A 26,405-nucleotide genomic window follows, 5' to 3' on the forward strand; every position below is an offset into this window, starting at 1 on the left:
CGGCGGCGCGTCGGCCGTGGCCGGCGTCAGCGACACGGCGGCGCAGCCGAGCGGAACGGCTGTGCCCTTGGTTGCGATGTTTTCCTTGATCGTCACCGGCACGCCGTCGATCGCCCCCAGAGGCTCGCCCTTTGCCCAGCGTTCCTCCGAAGCCTTGGCGGCCTTGCGCGCCTCAGTCGGATCATAGGCCCAGAGCGCATTCAGCTTCGGCTCGGAAGCGTCGATGCGGGCAATGACGGCTTCCGTGACCTCGACGGGGGAAAGCTTCTTCGAGCGGTAGGCGTCGACAAGATCGACGGCGGAGAGATCGGCGAGTTCGGACATGGGGCACTTCCTAGGCAAAATGGCAGCGGGCGGACCAGGCCGGCGTTACCGGCTTGGCCTCAGGCGTTCGGCTCAGACAGATCTCCTGTCTCGCGGGACAGACGGCGGCATAGGCGCAGCCGGCTGCGGTCGTTGCGGTATGGACGGGCGTTTGCGGTGGCCCATCGGAGCGCACGCGCTTGCGGCGCCCGGAAAACGGCTTGGGCACGGCGGCGACCAGCGCTTGGGTGTAAGGATGGCGGGGGTTGTCGAACACCTCTGATGTCGGGCCTTCCTCGACGATGCGGCCGAGATGCATGACCGCCACCCGGTCGGTGATGGCGCGCACGACGCCGAGATCGTGGCTGATGAAGAGATAGGAAAGGCCGAGCCTTTCCTGCAGGTCCATCATCAGGTTCAAAACCTGCGCCTGGATCGAGACATCGAGAGCCGACACCGGTTCATCGGCGACGATCAGCGCCGGCCTTGTGATCAGCGCACGGGCAATGGCGATGCGCTGGCGCTGACCGCCGGAGAATTCGTGCGGATACTTGTCGGCCGACACCAGTGGCAGGCCGACCGCCTCCAGAACCTCGGCGATGCGGTGGTTGCGCTCGGCGGCACCCGATCCGCGCTCCAGCGAAACGATCGGCTCGGAGATGATCGTGCGCACCGTATGGCGCGGATCGAGTGAGCCGTAGGGATCCTGGAAGATCGCCTGAAAGCCCTTGCGCGCCTCGCGCAGTCCGGCGCGATCGAGCGCATAGATATCCTTGCCGGCAATCGAGACCTGGCCGGACTGAGGCCGTTCCAGCCCCATCACGGCGCGGGCCAGCGTCGATTTGCCGGAGCCGCTTTCGCCGACGATGCCGAGGCTCTGGCCAGCGGCCAGTTCGACGCTGACGCCGTGCAGCACGCGCAGACGGCTCTGCTTCGAGAATATCGAGGGGCGCGGCAGGTCGTATTCGCGCACCAGATCGGTGGTCTTGAGGATTACCTCGCTCACGATGCCACCATCCTTTCGCGCGGATGAAAGCAGGCGGCGCGATGCTCGACATTTTCATCGGTATTGATCAGGTCCAACGCCGGGATCGCCAGGCGACAGTCCGGTTGGGCATAGGAACAGCGGTCGGCAAAGGAGCAATGCGGCGGCCGGCCGAACGGGTCAGGCACGATGCCGGGAATGGCGTTCAGCCTTGGCCGCCCTTCACTTGGATGTCGCGGGGCGAGTGCTGCGCCATGCGGTGAGGCGGCGAAAAGGCCACGGGCATAGGGATGCGCCATGCGGGCAAACACATCCTCGGTGCGCCCGGTTTCGATGATGCGGCCGGCATACATGACGGCGATGCGGTCGGTCATCTCCGAGACGACGCCGAGATCGTGGGTGATCAGCATCAGCGCCGTGCCAGTGTCTTCGATGAGTTCGTCGAGCAGGTCGAGGATCTGCGCCTGCACGGTGACGTCGAGCGCGGTCGTCGGCTCGTCGGCGATCAGCAGGTCCGGCTCGCAGGCGATCGCCATGGCGATCATCACGCGCTGGCGTTGACCGCCGGAGAGCTGATGCGGATAGAGGTCCAGATCGAAGCGCGGCGCCGGCAGGCCGACGCGGTCGAGCAGCGCGCGCGCCTTCTTCTCGGCATCGGCTTTCGTTTCGCCGAGGTGCAGCCGCCGACCCTCGGCGATCTGCGCGCCGATCGACTTGACCGGATTGAGCGCGGTCATCGGCTCCTGGAAGATCATCGCCATGCGCCGGCCGCGATAGCCGCAATAGTCGGCTTCGCCCAAGCCCGCGAGATTGCGGCCGTCGAAGGAAAGTTCGCCACGCACCCGCATGCGCTGCGGCAGCAGCCCCATGACGGCAAGGGCGGTCATCGACTTGCCGCTGCCGGATTCGCCAACGATGCCGAGGCGTTCGCCGCGATTGAGCTCGAGGTCGATGTCGCAGACGATATCAACCGTGTTCTTGCCGGCTGCGAGTTCGACCGACATGCCGGCCATCTGAAGCAAGGGTTTCGTCATCGTTGCCGCCTCACGCGCGGGTCGAGAATGTCGCGCAGGCCGTCGCCGAGCAGGTTGAGGCCGAGCACGGCGAAGGTGATCGCCAGTCCCGGGAAGATCGCGAGCCAGGGCGCCTGATAGATGAAGGTCTGGGCGTCGTTCAGCATCTTGCCCCAGCTCGGCATCGGCGGCTGGGTGCCGAGGCCGACATAGGAGAGGCCCGCTTCGGCGACGATTGCCAAGGCGAACTGGATCGTCACCTGGACGAGCAGCACGTGGTTGATGTTGGGCAGGATGTGCAGAAGCGTGATCGACACGTCGCCACGGCCGGCGCAGCGGGCGGCCTGTACATATTCGCGTTTCCAGAGGCCCATCGAGGCGCCGCGTGTGACGCGGGCAAAGACCGGGATGTTGAAGATGCCGATCGCGATCATCGCATTGGTCGCGCCGGGACCGAAGATGGCGGTGATGATGACGGCGGTCAAAAGTGCGGGGAAGGCGAAGGCGAGGTCGCTCATGCGCATGACGAGACCGTCGACCCAGCCGCCGCGGGCAGCCGCCCAGGCACCAAGCGGCACACCTATGCCGGCGCCGACGAGCACCGCGACGATCGAGACGCTGATCGAGTTGCGGGCGCCGACCATGATCATCGACAGGATGTCGCGGCCGAAATTGTCGGTGCCGAACCAGTGGGCGAGGCTCGGTCCCTGCAGCTTGTCACGGAAGTTCATCGCGGTCGGCGAATAGGGCGTCCAGACATAGGAGACGAGCGCCATTGCCACGAGGATGACAGTGACGGTGGCGCCGATCGTCAGGTTTCGGCTGCCGATGAGCTTGGAGAAGAGGCTGGGTTGCGCGGCAGTTGCAGGAGCGGACATCAGCGGCCTCCCCTCGACAGGCGCGGATCCAGATAGCCGTAGACGAGATCGACGAGGAAATTGATGGTGATGACGGAGGCGGCAAGCAGTGTCACCAGCGTCTGTACCGTCACGAGATCGCGCTGCGCGATCGCCTGGAAGACGAGGCGGCCGATGCCCGGCAGGTTGAAGACGTTTTCGATGATGATCGTGCCGGCAAGCAGGAAGGAGAACTGCAGGCCGATGATGGTGACAACCGGGATCAGCGCATTCGGCACCGCATGTTTCCAGAGTGCCCCGGAGCGGCTCAGCCCCTTGGCGCGGGCGGTGCGGATGAAATCCTCGCCGAGCGTTTCGATGACGGCCGAGCGCGTGACGCGGCCGAGAATGGCTGCAAGCGGCAGGCCGAGCGCGAGCGCCGGCAGGATCAGCGAATGCAGGCCGTTCCAGATGCCGCCTTCCCAGCCGGCAAAACCGGAGGCCGGGAACCAGGCGAGCTTCAGCGCGAAGAGCAGGATGAAGAGCAGCGCCAGCCAGAAGTTGGGGATGGCGACGCCGACCTGGGCGATGCCCATGACGACGGTGTCGCCGGCCTTGCCGCGGTTGGCGGCGGCATAGACGCCGATGGCGATGGCGACGACGACGGAGATCGCCATGGAGAGCAGTGCCAGCGGCAGCGTCACCAGGATGCGGGGCCCGAGCAGTTCGCGGATCGGCACCGAATAGGTGAGGCTCATGCCGAAATCGCCGACGACGAAGCCGCCGATCCAGTGGAGGTAGCGGATCCAGATCGGCTGATCGAGGCCGAGCTGCCGGTGCAGCGCCGCGATCGCGTCGGCGTCGGCATTCATGCCGAGCATCAGCACGGCCGGGTCGCCGGGCAGCACCTGCATCAGCAGAAAGACGATGACTGAGGCGACCAGTGTCGTCAGCAAGAGCGACACGAGGCGACCGCCAATGAAGGAAATCACATCAACCTCCCGGAAAGAGCGAGCGTTGACCGGCGCCGGGTGCGGCGGCCAACGGCAGATCTGCGTCCACTCCCTCAGCGAAGGAGCGGATGCCAGAGCGGGGTGCGGTTTTCCGGCCGCATCCCGCTCAATGAAAGTCGATCAGTTTTCCCAATAGGTCTGGGTCTGGTCGTCGGCCGGTACCGGCATGTTCTTCCAAAGGCCCTTCACCTTCTTGTTCCAGACGCCGATCTTCGGCAGCGCGTAGAGGAAGACGTTCGGTTCGTCGGCTGCCAGCTTGCGCTGGAGCTGGCCGATCAGGTCCATCTGCTCGGCCTCGGTCGCAGCCAGCGTGTAGGACTTGTAGAGCGCCTTGTATTCCGGGTTCTGGTAGTTGAAGTAGTACTTGTCGCGCGCATAGATATCGAGGTCGCGGGCTTCCGCATGGGCGATGATCGTTGCGTCGAAGTTCGAGTTCTTGAAGACCTGATCCAGCCATTGTGCGAACTCGATCGGAACGAGGTTCACCTTGATGCCGACTTCGGCAAGCATCGCCGCAATGATCTCGCCGCCGCGGCGGGCATAGGCCGGCGGCGGCAGCATGATGGTGATTTCGAGGTTCTGAACGCCTGCTTCCTGCAGCAGCTGCTGCGCCTTGCCGGGGTCATAGGGGTAGGTCTCGTTCAGATCGACATAACCGGGCTCGACCGGCGAATAATGCGAGCCGATGGTCGTGCCGAAGCCCGAGTAAGTGCCTTCGACCAGCGCCTTGCGGTCGATCGCATGGGCAAGCGCCTGACGGACGCGCACGTCGTCGAAGGGCTTCTTCGCATTGTTGAGCGCGAGAACCACCTTGCCCGAGGTGCTGCCGACCTCGACCTGAAGGTTCGGATCACTCTGGAACTGGCTCACCAGTTCTGCGGCCTGAAACATCGGGAAAGCATCGACGTTGCCGGCAAGAACGGCGGCGGCGGCGGCCGACGGGTCGCTGATGAACTTGAAGGTGACTTCGCTGAGCTTGGCCGGCTCGCCCCAATAGTCGGCGTTCTTTTCAAGCACCACCTTGTCGCCCTTCGCCCATTCCTTGAACTTGAACGGGCCGGTGCCGACAGGCTTGGTCTTGTTGTCGGCGGCCGACGACGGCGCGATCATGACCGCGTCGCCCCAGGCCATGTTGAAGAGAAAGTTGGAGGCCGGGCGCTTCAGCGTCACGACCGCGGTTGCCGGATCCGGGCATTCGGTCTTTTCGATCGGCTCGAACAGGCCCTTCTGGGCGTTGGTGGAATCGGCCGAGACGGCGCGCTCATAGGAGAACTTCACGACCGAGCAGCCGAAGGCGGTGCCGTCGTGGAACTTGACGCCCTGGCGAAGCTTGAAGCTGTAGGTCTTCTGGTCGTCGGAGATCGTCCAGCTCTCGGCGAGCAGCGGCTTCACCGTGCCGTCTTCGACCACGCGGACAAGACCTTCGAAGAGGTTGCCGTAGGTGATGTAGCGGATCGGTGCGGCGGCACCCGCGGTCGGGTCGAGGCCCGGCGGTTCGAGCACCTGGCCGACGGTGATCGTATCCCTGGCCATTGCCGGCGTCAGCGACGCGGCGATGAAGCACGAGGCAAGCGCCAGTTTCGTCAAGTTCATCATGGTTCCCCCGCTTTGCGGTTTCGTTGTTTATGGTCCCAGAAATCGGATCGAAGCAATCAGATCGAGCGTCCGCCGTCGACATCGAGCGCCACGCCGGTGATCATCGACGCCTGTGGCGAGGCGACGAAGAAGGCGGCCTCGGCAAGGTCCTCAGGCTTCAGCAGGCGTCCGAGCGGAATGGAGTTGCGGAATTTCTTGCGGATGTCCTCGCTATCCTCGCCCATGAAGGTGGTCAGCAGCGGCGTTTCGCCGGCAACCGGATTGAGCGCGACGACGCGGATATTGAAGGGCGCCAGTTCGATCGCCAGCGCCTTGGTGGCGGAAACGACCCAGCCCTTGGTGGCGTTGTACCAGGCAAGGTTCGGCCGCGGCCGGTTGGCGCCGGTCGAAGCGATGTTGACGATGACGCCGGACTTGTTGTCCTTCATGTGTGGCAGCAGCGCCCGCGTCATCAGATAGACGCCGCGCACATTGACGCCGAGGATGCGGTCGAACTCGTCGGGCTCGACCAGTTCGGCGTTTTGCGGCTTGTGGCCAATGCCGGCATTGTTGATCAGGATATCGACGCGTCCGAACTGTTTGAGGCCTGCGGCAACGGCAGCGGCGACATCCGTCTCCTTGGCGATATCGGCAACCACGGGAAACGCGTTCTTGCCGAGTTCCTTGGCGACGCGCTCGGCGCCTGACGCATCGCGGTCGACGACGATGACCTTCGCGCCGCCTTCGATGAAGCGCTTCGCAATGCCCTCGCCGAAGCCGGAGCCTGCGCCGGTGATGAGAGCGACCTTACCTTCTAGTGACACGTGTAGTTCCTCCCGAGGAGACTTGGATCATGGGTGAGAGCGGGATGCGGGCGGAAAACCGCGCGCACTTTTCCTCATCCCGCTCTAGCCGTGGTAGACAGAAATGGTTTTCATGCTGGCAAAGCCGTAGAGGGCCTCGAAACCCTTCTCGCGGCCATGACCGGATTTCTTGACTCCGCCGAAGGGCAGCTCGACGCCGCCGCCGGCGCCGTAATTGTTGATGAAGACCTGGCCGGCGTGCACGGCGCGCGCCATGCGCAACTGCCGGCCGCCATCATTGGTCCAGACGCCGCAGACGAGGCCATAGTCGGTGCCGTTGGCAAGCCGGACGGCCTCCTCTTCGCCGTCGAACGGCATGATCACCTGCACCGGGCCGAAGATTTCTTCCTGCACCGTGCGGTGTTGATGCGGCACGTCGCGCAGAAGGGTAGGGGCGACATAAGCGCCCTCGGTGGGCGCGTCGGCGACGATCTCGCCCTGCGCCGCAACTTTCAGGCCATCCTTGGCGGCATCGAGAAGGAAACCCTCGACGATCGCCTTCTGCCGCTGCGAGACGACCGGGCCAACCGAGAGATCGCTACCGGCCGGACCGACCTTCAGGGCGCGGTATCGCTCGCTCATCCGCGCCACCACCTCTTCGTAGACGGCGCGCTCGACCAGGATGCGCGACGAGGCCGAGCAGGTCTGGCCGGCATTCTGAATGCCGGCATTGACGAGGAACGGAACGGCGCGATCAAGGTCCGCATCGGCAAAGACGATCTGGGCTGACTTGCCGCCGAGCTCCAGCGTCACCGGCACCGCGTTCTTTGCCGCTGCCGCCTGCACCATTTCGCCGGTGCGGACCGAACCGGTGAACGAGATGTGGTTGACGTCGGGATGTTCGGAAAGGGCCGCACCCGCTTCCGAGCCGAAGCCGGTGACGATGTTGAGGGCGCCCGAGGGCAGGCCTTCTTCCTCGGCGATGCGGGCGAATTCGAGGATCGTCAGGCAGGCTTCTTCCGCCGGTTTGACCACGGCGGCATTGCCCATCGCAAGGGCGGCACCGAGGCTGCGGCCGAGGATCTGCATCGGATAGTTCCAGGGGATGATATGGCCCGTGACGCCATGCGGCTCATAGACGGTCAGCACGGTGAAGCCGTTCTGATAGGGGATGGTGTCGCCATGCACCTTGTCGGCGGCACCGCCATAAAATTCGAGGTAGCGGGCAAGTGCCACGACGTCGGCGCGGGCCTGGGTCAGCGGCTTGCCGACATCGCGCGCCTCAAGCTCCGTCAGGAGGTCGATGTTGCGCAGCACGCCCGCCGAAATCCGGGTCAGAACCCGGCCGCGCTCGGTCGGCGTCAAACGCCCCCAGTCACCGGAAAGCGCTGCGCGTGCCGAACGCACGGCGAGGTCGATATCGTCCCGGTTGCCCCGGGCGATGCGCGCGAATTCCTGGCCATTGGATGGGTCCCTGACGGCGATGAACTCGCCGCCCGTTGCGTCCTGCCACTTGTTCGCGATGAAATTGCCGTAGGTCTTCACAGTCATGCCTCTTTGTCAGTCCCGCGCTCTTCAAGCAGCGCCTTCAGTCTCATGGCCGTCGCGTTGATGTGGGCGCGGGCCAGCTTCTCGGATTCATCAAGGTTGCGCGCGGCGATCGCCTCGACGATCAGCCCGTGTTCGGCGACGGCCGTGCTCGCCCGTTCGCTCGAAAGCGAAAAGGCCGGCGCGAAAACCTGGGAGGTCATGCGCAGCAGCGGCCCGAGCGGCGCCAGGGAAGCATTGCGCGAGGCTGCAACGATCGCCTCGTGAAAGACGACGTTGGACTGTGTGTAGGCGCCGGGATCCCAGTTCTCTACGATCTTGCGCTGGCGCTCCACCTGCTTTGCCAGATCCTTGATCTCGGCCGTGGTTGCTCGTTCGGCGGCGTTGCGGGCCGCCACGCCATCCATTGCCTCGCGCACCGCATAAGCATCGAGCAATTTCGGCAGGTCGGCCGTCGCCACCCGGACGCCGCTGCCCGGCTTGTTGACGACCAGCCCGTCGCGCTCGAGCACGCGCAGCGCCTCGCGCAGCGGCGTGCGGCTGATGCCGAACTCGGCAGCGATCTTCTCTTGGCGGAGCGTCGCGCCGGGGGCGTAGACGCCTGCATAGATGCGTTCGCGAAGGGCCTGTGCCACTTCGTCGAGCAGTCGCGATTGGCTTCGCCATTCAAAGGATTGGTTCATCGATCCCTCCCAAGATCGAGACAAATTGTATCCAGGATACAGGCGGTGTCAATCCGGTGATGACACCTAAGTCCCAGGGATTGTCATCAAGCGCTGGCGACTCCGTCGGCTTCGGCGATCCCGACTTGCGTCGACGCGTTGACGCGCCGCTCGCAGCGGCTTCTATTAGAGATAGCTGTGGTGGGAGGCTGACCGTGCAGATGCTTGATTGGATTGCGATTATCCTGTTCCTCGTGACCTGGGTGGGGCTGGAGCCGATGATGGCGCTTGGCTGGCCGCGCCGGACCGACAGCCTGATGCTGGATATGGTGCGCATCCGGCAGGCCTGGATGCGCGAAGTACTGACCCGGGACACCAATTTCATCGGCGATGCTGCCATACTCGGTCACACGATCAACTCGGCCTCGTTCTTCGGTTCGGCCAATCTCATCGTCATCGTCGCCATGAGCAGCGCGCTTTTCATTCAGCCGACGATCGGACTTCAGTCGGGCATCATCGCGATGTTTGCACCGATCGAGCCGTTGTGGCTGTTTCAGTGCAAGGTGCTGCTCGTCATGGCGACGCTGCTGCGCGGGCTGTCCGAATTCATCTGGGCGGTGCGGCAGATCAATTACTGCCTCGCGGCGATCGGCGCGAGCCCGTCGCGCGAAGAGGCCCGCGACATCGCCGCATGGGCCCACGCCCTGTCGCTGATGATCAATCCGGCCCTTCGCTCCTTCAGCCAGGGGGTGCGCTCCTACTATTTCACCGTGGCGGCGGCGCTCTGGTTCCTGGGGCCGATCGCCTTTGTTATCGCCATCGTCGGCTCGGTCGCGCTTCTCGTCTGGAGACACAGCTGGTCGGATACGGCCAAGGGCGTGATGGAAGTGCGCAGGCTGCTCGACGAGAGCCATCCGGTGACCGTTGCGGCAGAACCCTCAACAGCCGTCCATTCTTCGGCGGCAAACAGCTGAGGGTTTTTGGCGTGACCGGTTGGAATCGGCCGGCGAGGGCACCACCTAGTATCTGTAACGCTCTGGAGGCGGTCGCCCATGTCAGACAAACCGATCAAGATCCCCGGTCCCGATCATCCGATCACCACCGAAAGAAACCCGGCCCGCGTCGTCGTCACACTCGGCGGGCGCGTCATCGCCGATACCCGCAATGCGCTGGCTCTGCGCGAGGCAACCTATCCCGCGGTGCAGTACATCCCGCGGGAGGATACCGACATGTCCCTGCTTGAGCGCACGGATCATTCGTCCCATTGCCCCTATAAGGGTGACGCCTCCTATTTCAGCATCCCCTTGGGCGGCGAGCGGTCGCGCAACGCCGTCTGGACCTATGAAAACCCGCACGCGGCGGTGGCCGCCATCAAGGACCGGCTGGCCTTCTATCCAGACCGGGTCGATTCGATCGAAGAGATCCAGCCCTAGAGCTTCGGCCTCAACTGAACGTCTGCATTCACGCGAACGGCGACACCTTTGCCGCAGGGTCACGCGTCGCGAAGCCGAAACGTCTCGCGCACGGCCTTCAAGAATTCCGCCACTTTCGGCAGGTCGCCGAGTTGCTGGTGGAAGAGATAGTAAATGTGGGTGGACGGCCCGGACCACGCGGGAAGAACCGGAACGAGCCGTCCGGTTGAGACGCCGTCGGCGGCAAGCGCTTCGCTGAGCATGCCGATGCCGAGACCCTCGGCGGTCAGCCGCTCGCTGATCGCCGGATCGTCGACGACGATCGACGGCGGGCGCTCCAGGATAAACTGCCTGTTGCCGTCCGAAAGCACCCAATGGGCAAGGTCCCGCCGCATGCGCGTCCGGTAGGCGATCAGCGCCACATGCATCAGGTCTTCCGGAGACGAGAGCGCCAATCCGGCGGAATAGGCAGGAGCGGCATAGAGGCGCGGGGCGATCGTTCCGATCTTTCGATAGATCATCTCGCTGTCGACCGGCTGTCCCATCCTCAAGGCCACGTCGACGCCTTCGCCGATCAGGTCGACATTCTGGTGGGTGGTCTGCACGTCGACCTGCACCTCGGGGCAAAGCGCCGCATAGCGCTTCAGGATCGGTGGCAGGAAGGTGCGGGCAAAGGCGACTGATGTGGCGACACGCAGGCGCCCGCGCGCCGTACCGTCGGCGGGCTGGAAGCCGGCGATGCCGCGGTCGATGAGTTCGACGGCGCCGCCGACCGACTCCAGCAGGTGCTTTCCGGCCTCGGTCAAGGAGACCCGACGGGTGGAGCGCAGCAGCAGGGCGACGCCAAGGGCGGCCTCAAGCTCGCCCAGGCGCCGGCTGACCGTGCTCGGTGGCAGGTGCAGGCGAAGCGCTGCTGAGGAAAAGCTCTCGGAGCGGGCGACCTCGAGGAAAATCCTGAGGCTGTTGAGATCGGCAGATTGGGGGGATTTCATGCGTTTCCGGAACAATCACTTCCACGATCGCAGGATAATCGACCGGCGGTTGAATTGATAGCGTCTCGGCATCCAATCGAAGGAGCCGATCATGACCACCCGCAGACAAGCTTTGGGCCTTCTTGCCGCCACCGCCCTGTTACCGCTCGCACCGCGTTTCGCCTTTTCCGCCGCGCCGTTCTCGACCGTCGCCAATGCCGGTTACTATCGTTTCCGCTTCGGAAAGTTCGAAGTCACCGCCTTGTCGGACGGCACCGTGTCGTTGCCGATGACGAAGATCTATCAGAACGAACCGGAAGCCGAACTGCAGCGCAGGCTGGAGGCGAATTTCCTCGGCAAGGAGCCGCATCTGTCCATCAACGCCTACCTCGTCAACGACGGCGAACGGCTGGTGCTGATCGATGCCGGATCGGGCGCCCTGCTCGGTGCTGCCGCCGGCAAGCTCGTGCAGCATCTCACCGCCTCCGGCTACCGCGCCGACCAGGTCGACGCCGTGATCCTGACCCATGTGCACGCCGACCATTCCGGCGGCCTCATTGTCGACGGCAAGCCGCAATTTCCGAACGCGGAGATCCATCTCGCCGACCGCGAATACCGCTACTGGATCGAGCGCGAGGGCGTAACGGCGCTGACCGAGGCGCAGAAGACCGATTTCCAGCGGGCACACGACGCCCTTGCTCCTTACATCGCCGTCGGAAAGGTGAAGCGGTTCGCCGACAATGGCGCCGTCTTGCCGAACCTCGGATCGGCACTGCGCGCCGGGCACACGCCCGGGCATTCCGCGATCGTGCTGACAGCGGATGACGGCCAGCGCCTCGTCTTCTGGGGCGACGTCATTCACGGGGATTACATCCAGTTCGACACGCCCGACGTTTTCGTCAGCTTCGACGTTGACGGCACTGCGGCGGCGGCGACGCGTGCCGTGGCGCTGGCGGATGCGGCCGATGGGCGATACCTCGTTGCCGGTGCGCATCTGCCGTTCCCTGGTGTCGGCCATGTGGCGCGCGAGGAAACGCTCTATCGCTTCGTCCCCTGGAACTACGTTGAGTAGCAGTTGGCTGCCTCGGCCTTGTCTACGAGATGACGTTGCGGATGAAGGTCACGACGTCGTCGCCGTCATTGATGTAGGCATAGGCCTGGGCCGAGCTGTAGACGGTATGGGTGCCGCTTGCGTAGCGCTTGCGCTCGCCCGAGAGCTCCAGCGTCAGGGCGCCTGCCGTCACGAACAGCATCTCATGCCATCCCTGCGGATCGGGCTCGGCGTCGTAGCGTTCGCCGGGCGCCAGCGACCAGAGCCACATCTGCGCCTCGCTCGCAGCCGGGGTGGACGCAAGCAGCCGCGCCTCGCTTTCCTTTTGCCGACCGCGCCAGGTCACCGCGTCGATGCTGCCGCCGGACTGTCGTGACGGATCCCGGACGAGATCGATGAAGCCGACCTTCATGGCGGCTGCCAGTTTGTCGAGGCTGGAGAGGCTGATGTTGGCGTCTCCGCTCTCGACCGCGACGATCATTCGCCGGCTGATGCCGGACGCCTCGGCCAATGCCGACTGGCTGAGGCCCGCCGCCTGGCGGATCCGTTTCAGGTTTTCGGCGACGTGAGACAAAACGTCGGATCGATCTTGACGGTGCAATATATTGCTCATAACATCTTTCTACAGCGACCGAACACCAATTGCCACAGCTTTTCCAGGGGGCTCCGATATCAACGGAGTGTCTGTGCGGAGGCGTGTCAGCTCGTCGGTTCATGTCACAGCAGACGGTAATTCTCAACGAGAGCGCCGTGGCCGTCTCGACCGTCGCACCGGCATGGTCGGGGCCATGCTTTCAACATTCGAAAGGAACTCCGCATGAAAATCCGCGACTTCGGCGTCGAGATCTGGATGAACCGCTATGAGAACCATTGCGAATGGAACCTCGCCGAAACCTGCGTCGAGTCGCTGACCGTCGCAGAGCTGCTGGAGATGGCGGGCAAGACGGATACGATCCTTGCTGAATTGCTGCCGCTGAAACTGACCTATGGCGCGATCGAGGGATCCGAGCGGCTGCGCGGGCTGATCGCGGGCCTCTATGCGAAACAGGGCATCGAAAACGTCGTCACCACCCATGGCGCGATCGGCGCAAATGCGCTGGTGCACGAAACGCTGGTCGAACCGGGCGACCGGGTGATTTCGGTGCTGCCGACTTATCAGCAGCACTATTCGATCCCCGAGAGCTACGGTGCCGATACGCAGATCCTACGCCTGACTGAAGAGGCCGGTTTCCTGCCCGACCTCCAGGAATTGCAGCGGCTGGCGATCCCCGGGACCAAGCTGATCGCCATCAACAATCCCAACAACCCAACCGGCGCGCTGATGGACCGCGCCTATCTCGAAAGGATCGTCGAGATCGCGCGCGCTTGCGGCGCGTGGATCCTCTGCGACGAGGTCTATCGCGGCACGGATCAACAGGGCGATGGCATGACGGCGTCGATCGCCGACCTCTATGAAAAGGGCATCAGCACCGGCAGCATGTCGAAAACCTTTTCGCTCGCCGGACTCAGGCTCGGCTGGATCGTCGCGCCGCCCGAATTGATCCGGGCCGTTTCCGTCCATCGGGATTACAACACCATCAGCGTCGGCATGCTCGACGACCATTTCGCGGCCATCGCTCTTGAAAACAAGGACAAGCTCCTTGCCCGCAGCCAGGCGATCACCCGCACCAACCTCGCCATTCTCTCGGACTGGGTGGATGCTGAGCCGCTGATCTCCTGGATCAAGCCGCAGTCTGGCACGACCGCGCTTCTGAAATACGACCTGCCGATGACATCAGAGGCGCTCTGCCTGCAACTGCTTCAGCGAACCGGCGTGATGTTCACGCCGGGCAGCGCCATGGATATGGAGGGCTACCTCAGGATAGGCTACGCCAATAACGAAGGCATCCTGCGCGAAGGCTTGAGGCGCGTATCGGCGTTCCTGCGGGAGCAAAGGGTCGCCGCCGCGTGAATGTCGGCGGCGCATTTCTTCATGGTGCGATATCCAGTTCCGGATAGCGGCGGAAGATGCCGTCCTCGTTGAAGGCCAGGCGTCGCGGCGACGCGAGATAGGCGGCGATGTTGGGCCGGCTCTTCACCAAAGCATGCAGCCTTATGAGGTTTGGAAACCGCACCTCGTCGTGCCGCATCGCCTTCGGGAAGGCATAACGCAGCCCTTCGATCACCTGGAAAAGCGAGAGATCCACGTAGGTGACGGCGTTGCCGATCGCGTGGCCGTTGCCATCGGGGTTTTGTGCAAGCACCCGCTCGAAATAACCGAGAAACTTCGGGATGCGGTTGGTGACGAATTCGGCCGCGCGGGCCTTGGCCTCCTGCTTCTGGTCTTCGTAATATTTGGACGTCGCGATCGGATGGTGCGTGTCGTGCACTTCGGCGATGAAATCGGTGATCGTCAGCTGCAGGCCGTTGGAAAACCAGCGCAACGCCTCATCGTTCGGTGCAAGGCCGAGCTTGGGGCCGAGGTAGCAGAGGATGTTGGCCACATGCGAGATGATCTGGTCGCCATCCTTAAGGAAGGGCGGGGCGAACGGGATGTACGCTTCGGTGGTGCTCGCCATCAGCTTCATCATTTCGCCGGTGCCGCGGCCTGGTTCGCGCGTGACATCGACGTAACTGGCGCCGGCGTCCTCGAGCGCCAGCCGCACGAATTCGCCGCGGCCCTGAATGCCGTCCCAGTAATACAACTCATAGGTCATGGATGCCTCGGCGTGGTTCTTGATCCCGGCTTGATATAGGCAGCGAACGAGCCACGGCGAGGGCGGGCCGCACTTGGGCCCGCCCCCTGTCGAGCAAGCCCTGTCCCATGTTATTGCGCTAGGTGATTGTGTCGTCGGCCTGCCGAGGAAGCTTAGTGAGCAAACCGAACTATCGCGACATCGCTGAATTAGCCGGCGTCGGAACCGCGACGGTCGAGCGGGTCTTGAACGGCCGCGGTGGTGTTCGCCCGGACCTCGTCGAAAAGGTGGTCGTTGCGGCGCGCGCGCTCGCCTATCCGCGAACCCTTCCCGAGGCCCATCGCGGGCTGCTGCGCATCGACGTGCTGATGGTGCGGCCGGAGACGACCTTCTATCGCCGCCTGTCCCAGGCGTTCCAGCGGATCGCCGAGACGCTGGATCCGCTCGTTGTCGTGCATCGCAGTTTTACCGAGGAAATGAAGCCGGAGGAGATCGCCAGGCGCATCCTGTCAACCGAGGTTACCCGCGCCGGATTGATCCTGGCCGTGCCCAACCATCCGCTGATCAGCGCCGCCGTCGAAGCGGTGATCGCGCGTGGCGTGCCGGTGGTCCATGTCGTGACCAGGGCCTCGCACGAACTGGGCGAGTTCGTCGGCATCGACAATCACGCGGCCGGACGAACGGCGGCACTGTTCATCGCGCGCATGGCGCGCCAGACAGGGCCAGTCGTCGCGCTCTGCCACCCGATCTATCAGGTCCACCGCGACCGCCTCAGCGGCTTTTCGGATTATTTTGCAGCGCATCCGGGCGAGCGCCGGTTCGAGTGGCTGGGCTTTACCCGCGACGAGGAGCATTACGGCGCCGAAGCGTTGCGATGGGCGCTCGACATGTATCCGGATATGGCCGGGCTTTATAATGCCGGCGGCGCGAACGCGGCCGTGATCGACGTGCTTCGCCGGCACCCGCGCGGCAGGGAGATTTTCTTCGTCGGCCACGAACTCACCGATTACACCCGCAAGGCGCTGAGCGACGGCATCATGGACGTCGTGCTCGACCAGGCGCCAGAGGCGCAGGCCCGTCGCTCGCTTGACCTGATGCTGCGCCGTATCGGGATCTCCGAGATGGAGCCGGACACGGCGCCCATTCGCTTCGTCACCATCACCGCCGAGAGCCTTTGATCTGATTTGATCAAACAAGCTTTCGCCGTTCCAACCGCCTCCTGCTAGATTTTTATCAAGAAGGAACGCGGATCCGACCGAACCGGACAGCGATCTCCTTCACCGGAATTTGGCGGAGCGCACGCGATCCGCCGGGAGGAGAGCGTCATGGATGATCTGAAATATGGAACGCGCAACAAGCGCGGTGACTGGGCGCCGAACGACCCGATCGAAACCGCGCCACTGTTTGCCTTCCCGCCAAAACTGCTGGCACTCATCAAGTGGCTGCCGCACTACTTCTTTCCGTGGAATGCGATCTTCGCGGCCTCGGCCGTTGCCTATTGGGCCTGGGTGATCCCACCGGTCGAGACGATGCAGACGCTCGGTATTGGCTGGATCGCCTGGCTTTACGTGGTGAACGCGGTCTGCGTCTTCCTGTTCTACGGCGCGTTCGAGTTGCACCTCTATGTGCTGAAGCGGCAGGAAAACCGCTTCAAGTACAACGGCAAGTTCCCGGCCGAGCAGAAGAGCAAGGCTTTCTGGTTCGAGAGCCAGAACCTCGACAACATCCTGCGCACCTTCCTGTCGGGCGTGACCATCTGGACCGCCGTCGAGGTCGCGATGCTCTTTGCCTATGCCAATGGCTATGCGCCGTGGCTGACCTTCGCGGACAATCCCTGGACGCTCGCGCTTGTCGCACTCGTCGTGCCTGTCATCCACGAGTTCCACTTCTTCTGCATCCACCGGCTCATCCACACGCCGCTGCTCTACAAATGGGTGCATTCGGTCCACCACAATTCGGTGAACCCGTCGCCGTGGTCGTCGCTGTCGATGCATCCGGTCGAGCATCTGCTCTACTTTGGCACCGCGTTCTATCACCTGATCCTGCCGTCGAACCCGATTCTGATGCTCTACCAGCTGCACTATGCGGGCTTCGGCGCCATTCCCGGTCATGTCGGCTTCGACAAGGTCGAGGTTGGTGAAGAGACCCTGGTCGATAGCCACGCCTATGCGCACTACCTGCACCACAAGTACTTCGAGGTGAATTACGGCGACGCCCTGATCCCGCTCGATCGCTGGTTCGGCACCTGGCACGACGGCTCCAAGGAGGGCGAGGCGCGGATGCAGGAACGCTATCGCAAACGCAAGGAAAAACTAGCTAGCCGCAAGGCACGCAACACCATCGCGGAGGCAGCAGAATGAGCAACGTGATCAACTGGGTACCCGCTTGCAAGCTTGACGACATCGAACAGGAAGGGGCGATCCGCTTCGACCATGGTGGCCGCACCTACGCCGTCTACCGCGGCCCCGACGATAGCGTCTATTGCACCGCCGGCCTCTGCACCCACGAGGCCGTCCATCTCGCCGATGGCCTCGTCATGGACTACGAGGTCGAATGTCCCAAGCATTCCGGCGCCTTCGACTACCGCACCGGTGAAGCCATCAGGCTTCCGGCCTGCGAGAACCTGAAGACCTATCCCGCCGAAATCGTCGACGGCGAGGTTCGCGTGGCGCTCGGCTAGGGCCACCCACGCAAGCATTGATCAGGCCCATCGAGCCTCCGGAATGCGATCGGGTGATCCGGCACCCTCGGGAGGAAATCATGAAATCCATGTACCTGGCGGCAGCGCTTGCCGCCTTGATGGGAAGTGCTGCCTCGGCGGAGACGATCGGCGTCTCGATGCAGAGCTTCGACAACAACTTCCAGACCCTGCTGCGCGAGGGTATCAATGCCCGGGTCGGCGAGGTCAACGGCGCCACCGTCCAGATCGAGGACGCCCAGACCGACATCTCCAAGCAGCTCAACCAGGTGAACAACTTCATCGCGGCGGGCGTCGACGCCATCATCATGACACTGACCGATACCTCGGCCGCAGCAGGGATCAGCGAAGCCGCCGAGAAGGCGGGCATTCCGCTCGTCTACCTCAACCTCGAGCCGGAAAACCTCGGCAAGCTGCCGGCAAAACAGGCCTATGTCGGCTCGAAGGAAACGGACTCCGGTAAACTGGGCGCGGAAGCCGCCTGTTCGCTGCTGAAGGAAAAGGGCAAGGCCAGCGATGCGCAGGTCTACATCCTGATGGGCGATCTTGCCCACCAGGCCTCGCGCGATCGCACCTCGGCGTTCAAGGAAACGCTCGCTGCCGGCGACTGCAAGGGTGTCACCATCGCCGACGAGCAATCGGCCGCCTGGACGCGCACCAATGCGATGGACCTCACCACCAACTGGATCACCGCCGGACAGCCGATCGACGTGGTCTTTGCCAACAACGACGAAATGGCGATCGGCGCCATCCAGGCGCTGAAGGCCGCTGGCGTGTCGATGGACGACGTGATCGTCGTCGGTATCGACGCGACCCAGGACGGGCTTGCCGCCATGGCCGCCGGCGACCTCGACGCGACCGTGTTCCAGAACGCCAAAGGGCAATCGGCCAGTGCCGTCGATGCCGCGGTCTCGCTGGTGCGTGGTCAAAGCGTCGAAAAGAACGTCTGGGTTCCATTCGAGCTCGTCACGCCCAAGAATATGGCCGACTACGCGGCGCGCAACTGATCCTCCTGCATCCCTTTGATCGCAACCGGTCAAAGGGATGCAGGGACTTAAAGTTCGACAGCGACCTTGTCTGATCAGACGTGCGGCGCTGAGGGCCGGCGCATTTCTCCTGCCTGCGCCGGCCACCTTTTTTGAACGGACTGACAAATCTACGTGCGGTTCTGCTGGACCGCACCGTCAACGCCTGGTCTACGGAGCAAGCCATGGATCGCATCATCATCATCGGTGCCGGGGAATCCGGCACGCGCGCGGCCTTTGCGCTGCGTGAATCGGGCTTCGTCGGCAGCGTCACGCTCATCGGTACGGAACCGCATCTGCCCTATGAGCGCCCGCCATTGTCGAAGCCGCTCGATGGCGCGGTGCAGATGAAGCCGATCTGCGGTGCCGAAGCGCTGGAGACCGCCGGTATCGACTATATCAAGGGCGTTTCCGCGTCTCGACTGGACCGGCATGCCCGCTCCGTGACCTTGAGTGATGGGCGGACACTCGCCTACGACAAGCTGCTCCTCGCCACCGGTGCCCGGCCGAGACGGCTCACGTGCGCCGGGGCCGAGCGCACGCTCGATTTTCGCACCTACCCGGATGCGGCGGCGATCTTCTCGCGTACGGAGACCGCCAAAAGCGTTGCGATCATCGGCGGCGGGCTGATCGGCATGGAACTCGCGGCAGTGCAGCGCGGCAAGGGCATCGCTGTCAGCGTCATCGAAATGGCACCGAGGCCGCTCGGTCGCGCGGTGCCGCCACGCTTCGCCGCGAAGCTTCATGCCCGGCATCTGGACGAAGGCGTCACCTTCCATTTGGGGCGGGGGATCGCTGAAATCATCGATGATGCGGTTCTTCTTTCCGATGGCACCGCGGTGCCGGCCGATATCGCCGTCGCCGCCATCGGCGTCCAGCCGGATACAGCACTCGCGGAGGCGGCAGGGCTGGCCGTCGGCAACGGCATCCTGACCGACCTCTATCTGCAGACTAGCGACCCGAACATCTATGCATCAGGCGATTGCGCTGCGGTGGCCCAGCCCGGCGGTGGGCATATCCGCTTCGAAAGCTGGCGCAATGCGCGCGCCCAGGCGGAGGTCGCAGCCCGCAACATGGCCGGCGGCAAGGACGTTTTCGCGGCGATCCCGTGGTTCTGGACTGATCAATATGACCTCGGCCTGCAGGTGGCAGGCCTGCCGCATGCGGACCATGAAACCGTGACGCGCCAGCTCGACGGCGGCGAACTCGAATTTTACCTCGATGGCGGGCGTCTCGTTGCGGCCGCTGGCCTCGGTTTCGGCAATGGTCTCGCCAAGGAGATCAAGCTCGCGGAAATGCTGATTGCTGCCGGCGTCAGTCCCGATCCGGGAGCGCTGGCCGACGCCAGCGTGAACCTCAAGGCGCTGCTCAAAAGTGCCAGGGCCGCCTGATGCAGACACTGCTTGTCTTTCAGTCGCTCTGGGCGATGGAGCGCCGGCATGCGGACGGATTTGAGCGCAGTCTTGAAGAGAACATTGCAATGATCGTCGAGGCCGGGTTCGACGGTATCAGCGCGCATTACACCAATCGGCGCGATGTCGAGCACCTCAACGCCGTGATCCGTGGCACCGGCCTGAAGATCGAAGGTGTCTGTTTTCCTCGAAGCGTCGAGGATCTGCGCTTGACGCTGGAATTGGCCGCGGAATTTCCGGTCAGCCACATCGACCTGCAGGCCGACATTCGTCCGCGCCGGGTCGAGGATTGCCTGCCGCTGCTTGACGGCTGGACACGGCTTGCCGAGGCGAAGGGCGTACCCGTCTATATCGAAACCCATCGCAATCGGATTACCAGCGACCTTCTGTTCACGCTCGATCTGCTCGACCGGCGCCCCGACCTGCCGCTCTTGGCCGACCTTTCGCATTATCTCGTCGGTCGGGAGTTTGCTCTTCCGGTGGAAGACGAAAGCCACGCCCAGATGCAACGCATCCTGCGCAACGCTAGGGCTTTCCACGGCCGCATCGGCTCCTGCCAGCAGATCCAGATCGAGCTTTCCTTTCCGCATCATCGACTCTGGGTCGACCTCTTTCATCAGTGGTGGACCTACGGCTTTCGGCACTGGCGCTCCCGTGCCGCTGAAGATGCCGAGCTGGTCATGACCTGCGAACTCGGCCCGAGGCCCTATGCCATTACCGACAGGAACGGCAACGATACGACCGACCGCTGGGCCGAAGCGCTTTTGCTCCGCGATATGGTCCGCGAGATCTGGGCGGATTGCGCCACTTCCTCGACGCGTGAAGGACGGGAATTGCGGACGCCCGAACGCGTCACTTAACGAAGGACGGCCGGAACGGTAGATTGTGCTCGAGGCCGAGCCAGGGCGGGTTTTCCGCATACATCTCCACGATCAGCGCCTTGATCAGTTCGATGTAGCGCGAATTGTCGCCGACCCGGTGGTTGAGGATAACGGGTGAAGTCGCCCGCTCGCCCTCGATCATGCGATAGTGCAGGTCCGAGCGGACCTGGCGCGCCGAGGAGGGGACGATGCAAAGTCCGGCATCTGAGGCGACGAGACCAAGGGCGCTCTGGATCTCGCGCACCTCATGCACCTCGGCCGGGCGCACATCTTCAGCGTGAAGCAGGCTCAGCACGTGGTCGGCATAGCTCGGGCGCGGTTCCTTCGGGTACACGATCAGTTTTTGCCCGGCAATCGCGCTTAACGGCAGGGGAGACGTGTCATCGGCAAACGGCGTGCCCTGCGGTATCGCCAGGGCAAGGCGCTCTTCCCGCATGAGGATGCCGGCGACGTTGGGATCGTTGTGATGCAGCCGGCCGAAACCGACATCGATCCGGCCCTCCTTCAGCGCCGCGATCTGCTGCACCGACACCATTTCCAGCAGGCGGATGTCGAGTTCCGGCGCGTTCTGCCTGAGCTTGCGCACCAGCGTCGGCAGCCCGCCATAGAGCGTGGACGCGACAAAGCCGATCGACAGCACGCGGTTCTGGTTGAGGCCGACACGGCGCGTCGCTTCCACCATCTGTTCCACCCGGCCGAGCACCTGTAGCGACTGTTCGTAGAACAATCGGCCTGCCTCCGTCAGCCGCACCGGCCGGCTCTTGCGGATGATCAGCGGCACGCCCAGTTCTTCCTCAAGAAGCTGGATCTGCCGGCTGAGCGGCGGCTGGGCGATGTGCAGCTGCTCGGCGGCGCGGGTGAAATTGCGCTCGCGGGCGACGGCGACGAAGTAGCGAAGCTGGCGCAGATCCAATGTTACGGCCCCTATTGTCCTACCATTGCGGTATGTTGCAGTGCGGCAAGCGCATGAATGCGCGTAATCTTTGCCGTACTATACCGTGAAGGTATCGTAGATAACCTATTTGGTGTTGGACGTCACCCGGTGCGTGAGCGCACTGTTCACGCCATGAACACGACCCTTGCACCCATCGCTCCGACCGCAGCCTTTTCTCCCGTCGTCGAACGGGTCGAAACTGTTCTGGTCGATCTGCCGACGATCCGGCCGCACAAGCTCTCGGTCGCGACCATGACCGGCCAGACGTTGATGCTGGTGAAGGTGCATTGCAGCGACGGCACGGTCGGCATTGGCGAGGGCACGACCATCGGCGGTCTCGCCTATGGCGGCGAGAGCCCGGAATCGATGAAGCTTGCGATCGACACCTATTTCGCACCGCTCATGATCGGCGAGGACGCGAGCCGGGTGAGAGCCCTGATGGCCCGGATCGGCAAGGCGGTGAAGGAAAACCGCTTCACCAAGAGTGCTGTGGAAACGGCGTTGCTTGACGCCTACGGCAAGCGCCTGGGTCTGCCGATCAGCGACCTCTTGGGCGGGGCACTGCGCAAGCGCCTGCCGGTCGCCTGGACGCTGGCGTCGGGTGATACGGCCAAGGACATCGCCGAAGCCGAGAAGATGCTCGACCTTCGCCGCCATCGGATCTTCAAGCTGAAGATCGGTGCCAGGCCGCTGAAGGACGATATCGCCCATGTGGCGGCGATCAAGAAGGCGCTCGGTGACCGCGGTGCGGTGCGTGTCGACGTCAACATGGCTTGGAGCGAATTCGAGGCGGCCTATGGCATGGCGGCACTTGCGGACGCCGGTTGCGAACTGGTCGAACAGCCGGTCGCCTCGACCGCAGCACTCGGCCGCCTGGTCCGTCGCTTCCCGGTGGCGCTGATGGCGGACGAGTCCCTCACGGGACCGGAAAGCGCCTTCGAGATTGCCAAGACCAAGGGTGCCGACGTCTTCGCGGTCAAGATCGAACAGAGCGGTGGCCTGTTCAATGCGCAGCGCGTGGCGGTCATCGCCGATGCCGCGGGCATTGAACTCTATGGCGGCACGATGCTGGAAGGTGGTGTCGGCACAGTGGCGTCAGCCCACGTGTTTTCCACCTTCGCCAAGCTGCAATGGGGCACGGAGCTTTTCGGCCCGCTGCTTTTGACCGAGGAAATCCTGGCGACGCCGCTCGACTACAGCGACTTCGAACTGACGGTGCCGGACGGGCCGGGGCTCGGGATCGACCTTGATGAAGACCGGCTGAAATTCTTTGCGCGCGACGGGCTGCGCAAGACGATCAGCGTTGCAAAGTGAGGATCAAGCCATGCTGTTTCACGTCAGAATGGATGTTCGCATTCCCCACGATCTGCCTGCCGAGCAGGCGGCGGAGATCCTCACCCGGGAAAAGGCCTATTCGCAGTCGCTGCAGCAGAGCGGCAAGTGGCGGCACATCTGGCGGATCGCCGGGCAGTACGCGAACTACAGCGTCTTCGACGTGAAGGACAATGCCGAGCTGCACGAGATCCTCTCGGGCCTGCCGCTCTTCAAGTTCATGCAGATCGAGGTCACGCCGCTGCTTCGGCACCCATCCTCGATCCGTGAGGACGATAGCTGAGAATTTGTGCGTGCCGCGGCCGGGAGGTTTGGCAAGCGGCTTGAGCTTCAAGACAATCCAAGTGGAGGAATTGATATGAACGTGAAGATTTTCGACAAGCCGGAGACTCAAGCTTTCCTGAAGGTTCTGAGCGGCCTCGACAAGGACGGCGGCAACCCGCGCGTCAAGCAAATCGTGCACCGGGTAATGTCGGACCTGTTCAAGGCGATCGACGATCTCGACATCACCCCGGACGAATACTGGACCGGCATTGCCTGGCTGAACGAGATCGGCGCTGCCGGCCAGGCCGGCCTGATCTCGCCCGGCCTCGGCCTCGACCACTTCCTCGATGAACGTCTCGACGCGATCGACGAAGCGCTCGGCATCGAGAATCAGACGCCGCGCACCATCGAGGGCCCGCTCTATGTTGCTGGCGCGCCGGCTTCGGAAGGCTTTGCCCGTCTCGACGACGGTCGCGACACCAATGGCCAGACGCTGATCATGCACGGCACCGTCTATGATGCCGCCGGCCAGCCGCTGAAGGGTGCCACCGTCGAAGTCTGGCACTGTGACACCCGCGGTTTCTATTCGCATTTCGATCCGACCGGCCTGCAGGCGCCGTTCAACATGCGCCGCACGATCGTCACCGACGCCAAGGGCTGTTACAAGTTCCAGAGCATCGTGCCGCACGGCTACGGCGTGCCGCCGGGCAGCCCGACCGAGCAGCTGCTTTCCGCCCTTGGCCGCCATGGCCAGCGCCCGGCGCATATCCATTTCTTCATCAGCGCCGACGGCCACCGCAAGCTGACGACCCAGATCAACATCGCCGGCGATCCGCTGGTCAACGACGACTTCGCCTATGCGACAAGGGATGGCCTGGTGCCCGATGTCACCGAGCGGACCGACGAGGCGAGCATCAAGGCGAACGGTCTTTCCGGTCCCTTCGCCGAGATTGTGTTCGACATCCATCTCACCTCGCTGGTGAACGGCGTCGACAACCAGGTCAACGAGCAGCGCAAGCGCGCCGCCGCCTGATCACCTCTGCGGCGGCCGACTGAGCCGCCGCCCCCTGACATCAGACATTGTTGCAATCGCTAGAGCCGAGCACGGATCAGCCGTTTGCGGGAGAAGAACCATGTCCGCCGTTATCGACAAAGCCCAAGCCCTCGACGACCTGCTCGCGACAGCGGTCGAGGACGATCATGAGGCCGGCACCTTCCGTTGCCGTCGCGACATCTTCACCAACGAAGACCTCTTCGAGCTGGAGATGAAGCACATCTTCGAAAGCAACTGGGTCTATCTCGCCCATGAGAGCCAGATCCCCGAGAACAACGACTATTACACCACCACCATCGGCCGGCAGCCGGTTGTCGTCACCCGCGACAAGACGGGCGAACTGCACGCCGTCATCAATGCCTGCGCCCATCGCGGCGCCATGCTCTGCCGCCGCAAGCACGGCAACAAGGGCAGCTTCACCTGTCCTTTCCACGGCTGGACCTTCTCCAACACCGGCAAGCTCTTGAAGGTGAAGGACGAGAAGACGACGCAGTATCCGCCGCAGTTTGCCAAAGACGGTTCGCACGACCTGAAGCGCGTTGCCCGCTTCGAGAGCTATCGCGGTTTCCTCTTCGGCAGCCTCAATCCGGATGTCACCTCGCTCGAGGACTATCTCGGTGAAACGAAAGTCATCATCGACCAGATCGTCGACCAGGCGCCGGGTGGTCTCGAAGTGCTACGCGGCAACTCTTCCTACATCTACGACGGGAACTGGAAGCTGCAGATGGAGAACGGCTGCGACGGCTATCACGTCAGCTCCGTTCACTGGAACTACGCCGCCACCATGGGCCGGCGCAACGAGGAGGGCACCAAGGCGGTTGATGCCTCGAGCTGGAGCCGCTCGATTGCCGGCGTCTACGGTTTCGACAACGGCCACATCCTGCTCTGGACCAACACGATGAACCCGGAAGTCCGGCCGGTCTTCCACGCCCGCGAGGAGATCAAGTCGCGCGTCGGCGAGGTCCAGGCGGATTTCATCGTCAACCAGACCCGCAATCTCTGCCTCTATCCGAACGTCTTCCTGATGGACCAGTTCAGCACGCAGATCCGCGTCACCCGTCCGATCAGCGTCGACAAGACCGAGATCAGCATCTTCTGCTTTGCCCCCAAGGGCGAGAGCGCCGAAGACCGGGCGCTGCGCATCCGCCAGTACGAGGACTTCTTCAACGTGTCCGGCATGGGCACGGCGGACGATCTGGAGGAGTTCCGCGCCTGCCAGCAGGGTTACGCCGGCATCACTGCGCTCTGGAACGATCTGTCGCGCGGCGCACCGCTCTGGATCGACGGTCCGGACGAAAATGCCAAACGCATGGGCATCGAACCCTTGCTCTCCGGCGAGCGCAGCGAAGACGAGGGCCTCTTCGTCCGCCAGCACGAATATTGGGCGAAGGTGATGCGCGAAGCGCTTGCCTTAGAGAGACAAGGAGCGGTCGCATGACGATCTCCTACGACACCGCCTGCGCTTTCCTCTACCGCGAAGCGCGCCTGCTCGACGACCGGCAATGGGACGAATGGCTGACCTGCTATGCGCCCGACGTCAGCTACTGGATGCCAGCCTGGGACGACGACGATCAATTGACGGAAGATCCGCAGTCGCAGATCTCGCTGATCTACTATCCGAGCCGCGATGGCCTGGAAGATCGCGTCTTCCGTATCAAGACGGAGCGCTCGGGCGCTTCGACGCCGGAGCCGCGCACCAGCCACAACGTCACCAATGTCGAGCTTGTGGCCGATCGCGGCGAGGAAGTGGACGTCCGCTACAACTTCCACACCCTCAACCACCGCTACAAGGTCACCGACCACTTCTTCGGGACCATGTTCGTCACGCTGCGCAAGAGCGGCGGCGAGCTCGTGATCTCGCAAAAGAAGATCGTGCTGAAGAACGACTACATCCGCCAGGTCATCGACGTCTACCACATCTAACGTCCGTCGCCTGGCAAGACAGGACTGGGAGGAAC

The 26,405-nt window shown here is 63.5% G+C and carries 28 protein-coding genes; 15 read left to right on the forward strand and 13 right to left on the reverse strand.

Annotated features, from left to right (window positions below):
• The 9 genes from L981_RS17080 to L981_RS17120 form a co-directional block, all read right to left on the reverse strand.
• On the reverse strand, positions 1-324 hold a 324-nt coding region (locus tag L981_RS17080; protein WP_043618653.1), incomplete at its 3' end, for an amidase family protein.
• A gap of 10 nt (positions 325-334) precedes the next feature.
• Positions 335-1,309, reverse strand: coding sequence for an ABC transporter ATP-binding protein (locus L981_RS17085; RefSeq protein WP_082006062.1), 975 nt, complete (start codon positions 1,307-1,309; stop codon positions 335-337).
• Entirely contained in the window at positions 1,306-2,322 is a 1,017-nt protein-coding gene (locus L981_RS17090) for an ABC transporter ATP-binding protein (protein WP_043618657.1), read from the reverse strand. The genes L981_RS17085 and L981_RS17090 overlap by 4 nt, the downstream gene beginning before the upstream one ends.
• Positions 2,319-3,179 (reverse strand): ABC transporter permease, encoded by an 861-nt coding sequence (locus tag L981_RS17095; protein WP_043618659.1) that lies wholly within the window; start codon positions 3,177-3,179, stop codon positions 2,319-2,321. Before L981_RS17095 ends, L981_RS17090 begins: the two co-directional genes overlap by 4 nt.
• The gene (locus L981_RS17100; protein WP_043618662.1) at positions 3,179-4,129 is read right to left on the reverse strand and encodes an ABC transporter permease; all 951 of its coding nucleotides are present in this window, start codon (positions 4,127-4,129) and stop codon (positions 3,179-3,181) included. The genes L981_RS17095 and L981_RS17100 overlap by 1 nt, the downstream gene beginning before the upstream one ends.
• 141 nt (positions 4,130-4,270) lie before the next feature.
• Complete coding sequence (locus L981_RS17105) at positions 4,271-5,746, reverse strand: ABC transporter substrate-binding protein (protein WP_043618665.1); 1,476 nt, start codon at positions 5,744-5,746, stop codon at positions 4,271-4,273.
• A gap of 56 nt (positions 5,747-5,802) precedes the next feature.
• Complete coding sequence (locus tag L981_RS17110; RefSeq protein WP_043618667.1) at positions 5,803-6,549, reverse strand: glucose 1-dehydrogenase; 747 nt, start codon at positions 6,547-6,549, stop codon at positions 5,803-5,805.
• Positions 6,550-6,633: 84 nt separating this feature from the next.
• Entirely contained in the window at positions 6,634-8,079 is a 1,446-nt protein-coding gene (locus tag L981_RS17115; RefSeq protein ID WP_043618670.1) for an aldehyde dehydrogenase family protein, read from the reverse strand.
• Positions 8,076-8,759: a GntR family transcriptional regulator gene (locus tag L981_RS17120; RefSeq protein ID WP_043618673.1), complete on the reverse strand. Its 684-nt coding sequence runs from the start codon at positions 8,757-8,759 to the stop codon at positions 8,076-8,078. The genes L981_RS17115 and L981_RS17120 overlap by 4 nt, the downstream gene beginning before the upstream one ends.
• A 200-nt stretch (positions 8,760-8,959) precedes the next feature.
• Here L981_RS17120 and L981_RS17125 point away from each other — a divergent pair, with 200 nt between their 5' ends.
• Both L981_RS17125 and L981_RS17130 read left to right on the forward strand, forming a co-directional pair.
• A complete protein-coding gene (locus L981_RS17125; protein ID WP_082006063.1) occupies positions 8,960-9,712 on the forward strand; it encodes a DUF599 family protein in 753 nt (250 codons plus the stop codon).
• A 78-nt stretch (positions 9,713-9,790) separates the two neighbouring features.
• Positions 9,791-10,171 (forward strand): DUF427 domain-containing protein, encoded by a 381-nt coding sequence (locus L981_RS17130; protein WP_043618675.1) that lies wholly within the window; start codon positions 9,791-9,793, stop codon positions 10,169-10,171.
• Between the two features lie 59 nt (positions 10,172-10,230).
• On the opposite strand, the gene L981_RS17135 is transcribed toward L981_RS17130, so the two are convergent.
• Positions 10,231-11,142: a LysR family transcriptional regulator gene (locus L981_RS17135; RefSeq protein WP_043618678.1), complete on the reverse strand. Its 912-nt coding sequence runs from the start codon at positions 11,140-11,142 to the stop codon at positions 10,231-10,233.
• A 91-nt stretch (positions 11,143-11,233) separates the two neighbouring features.
• Here L981_RS17135 and L981_RS17140 point away from each other — a divergent pair, with 91 nt between their 5' ends.
• Positions 11,234-12,193, forward strand: coding sequence for an MBL fold metallo-hydrolase (locus L981_RS17140; RefSeq protein WP_043618683.1), 960 nt, complete (start codon positions 11,234-11,236; stop codon positions 12,191-12,193).
• A gap of 22 nt (positions 12,194-12,215) precedes the next feature.
• On the opposite strand, the gene L981_RS17145 is transcribed toward L981_RS17140, so the two are convergent.
• On the reverse strand, positions 12,216-12,785 hold the full coding sequence (locus tag L981_RS17145) for a helix-turn-helix domain-containing protein (RefSeq protein WP_043618684.1): 570 nt from the start codon (positions 12,783-12,785) through the stop codon (positions 12,216-12,218).
• Between the two features lie 204 nt (positions 12,786-12,989).
• Between L981_RS17145 and L981_RS17150 the strand changes: the two genes are divergently transcribed.
• Positions 12,990-14,123, forward strand: a complete 1,134-nt coding sequence (locus L981_RS17150) for an aminotransferase (RefSeq protein ID WP_043618686.1) — start codon at positions 12,990-12,992, stop codon at positions 14,121-14,123.
• 19 nt (positions 14,124-14,142) lie between these two features.
• Here L981_RS17150 and L981_RS17155 read toward each other — a convergent pair whose 3' ends face one another.
• On the reverse strand, positions 14,143-14,868 hold the full coding sequence (locus L981_RS17155) for a glutathione S-transferase (RefSeq protein ID WP_043618688.1): 726 nt from the start codon (positions 14,866-14,868) through the stop codon (positions 14,143-14,145).
• A gap of 155 nt (positions 14,869-15,023) precedes the next feature.
• On the opposite strand from L981_RS17155, the gene L981_RS17160 reads away from it, so the two are divergent.
• From L981_RS17160 to L981_RS17185, 6 genes are all read left to right on the forward strand, one after another.
• A complete protein-coding gene (locus L981_RS17160; RefSeq protein ID WP_043618690.1) occupies positions 15,024-16,025 on the forward strand; it encodes a LacI family DNA-binding transcriptional regulator in 1,002 nt (333 codons plus the stop codon).
• A gap of 147 nt (positions 16,026-16,172) precedes the next feature.
• Positions 16,173-17,207: a sterol desaturase family protein gene (locus L981_RS17165; RefSeq protein ID WP_043618693.1), complete on the forward strand. Its 1,035-nt coding sequence runs from the start codon at positions 16,173-16,175 to the stop codon at positions 17,205-17,207.
• Positions 17,208-17,215: 8 nt separating this feature from the next.
• Positions 17,216-17,527 (forward strand): MocE family 2Fe-2S type ferredoxin, encoded by a 312-nt coding sequence (locus L981_RS17170; RefSeq protein ID WP_043618766.1) that lies wholly within the window; start codon positions 17,216-17,218, stop codon positions 17,525-17,527.
• Positions 17,528-17,607: 80 nt separating this feature from the next.
• Positions 17,608-18,552, forward strand: a complete 945-nt coding sequence (locus L981_RS17175) for a substrate-binding domain-containing protein (RefSeq protein WP_043618695.1) — start codon at positions 17,608-17,610, stop codon at positions 18,550-18,552.
• Positions 18,553-18,755: 203 nt separating this feature from the next.
• The gene (locus tag L981_RS17180; RefSeq protein WP_043618698.1) at positions 18,756-19,961 is read left to right on the forward strand and encodes an NAD(P)/FAD-dependent oxidoreductase; all 1,206 of its coding nucleotides are present in this window, start codon (positions 18,756-18,758) and stop codon (positions 19,959-19,961) included.
• A complete protein-coding gene (locus L981_RS17185; RefSeq protein ID WP_052201840.1) occupies positions 19,961-20,842 on the forward strand; it encodes a sugar phosphate isomerase/epimerase in 882 nt (293 codons plus the stop codon). Before L981_RS17180 ends, L981_RS17185 begins: the two co-directional genes overlap by 1 nt.
• On the opposite strand, the gene L981_RS17190 is transcribed toward L981_RS17185, so the two are convergent.
• Entirely contained in the window at positions 20,835-21,776 is a 942-nt protein-coding gene (locus L981_RS17190) for a LysR family transcriptional regulator (RefSeq protein WP_043618701.1), read from the reverse strand. The genes L981_RS17185 and L981_RS17190 overlap by 8 nt on opposite strands.
• A gap of 153 nt (positions 21,777-21,929) precedes the next feature.
• On the opposite strand from L981_RS17190, the gene L981_RS17195 reads away from it, so the two are divergent.
• From L981_RS17195 to benB, 5 genes are all read left to right on the forward strand, one after another.
• Positions 21,930-23,111, forward strand: a complete 1,182-nt coding sequence (locus L981_RS17195; RefSeq protein WP_052201841.1) for a muconate/chloromuconate family cycloisomerase — start codon at positions 21,930-21,932, stop codon at positions 23,109-23,111.
• A 10-nt stretch (positions 23,112-23,121) separates the two neighbouring features.
• Positions 23,122-23,412, forward strand: coding sequence for a muconolactone Delta-isomerase (gene catC, locus L981_RS17200; protein ID WP_043618704.1), 291 nt, complete (start codon positions 23,122-23,124; stop codon positions 23,410-23,412).
• A 75-nt stretch (positions 23,413-23,487) separates the two neighbouring features.
• A complete protein-coding gene (gene catA / locus L981_RS17205; RefSeq protein ID WP_043618707.1) occupies positions 23,488-24,426 on the forward strand; it encodes a catechol 1,2-dioxygenase in 939 nt (312 codons plus the stop codon).
• A 100-nt stretch (positions 24,427-24,526) separates the two neighbouring features.
• Positions 24,527-25,885: a Rieske 2Fe-2S domain-containing protein gene (locus tag L981_RS17210; protein ID WP_043618709.1), complete on the forward strand. Its 1,359-nt coding sequence runs from the start codon at positions 24,527-24,529 to the stop codon at positions 25,883-25,885.
• Complete coding sequence (gene benB / locus L981_RS17215) at positions 25,882-26,370, forward strand: benzoate 1,2-dioxygenase small subunit (RefSeq protein WP_043618712.1); 489 nt, start codon at positions 25,882-25,884, stop codon at positions 26,368-26,370. The genes L981_RS17210 and benB overlap by 4 nt, the downstream gene beginning before the upstream one ends.
• Positions 26,371-26,405 lie beyond the last annotated feature (35 nt).

Source organism: Ensifer sp. ZNC0028 (genome assembly GCF_000799055.1).
Taxonomy (GTDB): domain Bacteria; phylum Pseudomonadota; class Alphaproteobacteria; order Rhizobiales; family Rhizobiaceae; genus Ensifer.

Excerpts from the sequence above, each read along its gene's own strand:
- L981_RS17125 (WP_082006063.1), top strand. The coding sequence starts at position 8,960 with ATGCTTGATTGGATTGCGATTATCCTGTTCCTCGTGACCTGGGTGGGG.
- L981_RS17210 (WP_043618709.1), top strand. The coding sequence starts at position 24,527 with ATGTCCGCCGTTATCGACAAAGCCCAAGCCCTCGACGACCTGCTCGCG.
- L981_RS17145 (WP_043618684.1), bottom strand. The coding sequence starts at position 12,785 with ATGAGCAATATATTGCACCGTCAAGATCGATCCGACGTTTTGTCTCAC.
- L981_RS17195 (WP_052201841.1), top strand. The coding sequence starts at position 21,930 with ATGAACACGACCCTTGCACCCATCGCTCCGACCGCAGCCTTTTCTCCC.
- L981_RS17130 (WP_043618675.1), top strand. The coding sequence starts at position 9,791 with ATGTCAGACAAACCGATCAAGATCCCCGGTCCCGATCATCCGATCACC.
- L981_RS17155 (WP_043618688.1), bottom strand. The coding sequence starts at position 14,868 with ATGACCTATGAGTTGTATTACTGGGACGGCATTCAGGGCCGCGGCGAA.
- L981_RS17175 (WP_043618695.1), top strand. The coding sequence starts at position 17,608 with ATGAAATCCATGTACCTGGCGGCAGCGCTTGCCGCCTTGATGGGAAGT.
- L981_RS17140 (WP_043618683.1), top strand. The coding sequence starts at position 11,234 with ATGACCACCCGCAGACAAGCTTTGGGCCTTCTTGCCGCCACCGCCCTG.
- L981_RS17165 (WP_043618693.1), top strand. The coding sequence starts at position 16,173 with ATGGATGATCTGAAATATGGAACGCGCAACAAGCGCGGTGACTGGGCG.
- L981_RS17090 (WP_043618657.1), bottom strand. The coding sequence starts at position 2,322 with ATGACGAAACCCTTGCTTCAGATGGCCGGCATGTCGGTCGAACTCGCA.
- L981_RS17185 (WP_052201840.1), top strand. The coding sequence starts at position 19,961 with ATGCAGACACTGCTTGTCTTTCAGTCGCTCTGGGCGATGGAGCGCCGG.
- L981_RS17120 (WP_043618673.1), bottom strand. The coding sequence starts at position 8,759 with ATGAACCAATCCTTTGAATGGCGAAGCCAATCGCGACTGCTCGACGAA.
- L981_RS17180 (WP_043618698.1), top strand. The coding sequence starts at position 18,756 with ATGGATCGCATCATCATCATCGGTGCCGGGGAATCCGGCACGCGCGCG.
- catA (WP_043618707.1), top strand. The coding sequence starts at position 23,488 with ATGAACGTGAAGATTTTCGACAAGCCGGAGACTCAAGCTTTCCTGAAG.
- L981_RS17115 (WP_043618670.1), bottom strand. The coding sequence starts at position 8,079 with ATGACTGTGAAGACCTACGGCAATTTCATCGCGAACAAGTGGCAGGAC.
- L981_RS17105 (WP_043618665.1), bottom strand. The coding sequence starts at position 5,746 with ATGATGAACTTGACGAAACTGGCGCTTGCCTCGTGCTTCATCGCCGCG.
- L981_RS17095 (WP_043618659.1), bottom strand. The coding sequence starts at position 3,179 with ATGTCCGCTCCTGCAACTGCCGCGCAACCCAGCCTCTTCTCCAAGCTC.
- L981_RS17135 (WP_043618678.1), bottom strand. The coding sequence starts at position 11,142 with ATGAAATCCCCCCAATCTGCCGATCTCAACAGCCTCAGGATTTTCCTC.
- L981_RS17150 (WP_043618686.1), top strand. The coding sequence starts at position 12,990 with ATGAAAATCCGCGACTTCGGCGTCGAGATCTGGATGAACCGCTATGAG.
- benB (WP_043618712.1), top strand. The coding sequence starts at position 25,882 with ATGACGATCTCCTACGACACCGCCTGCGCTTTCCTCTACCGCGAAGCG.
- catC (WP_043618704.1), top strand. The coding sequence starts at position 23,122 with ATGCTGTTTCACGTCAGAATGGATGTTCGCATTCCCCACGATCTGCCT.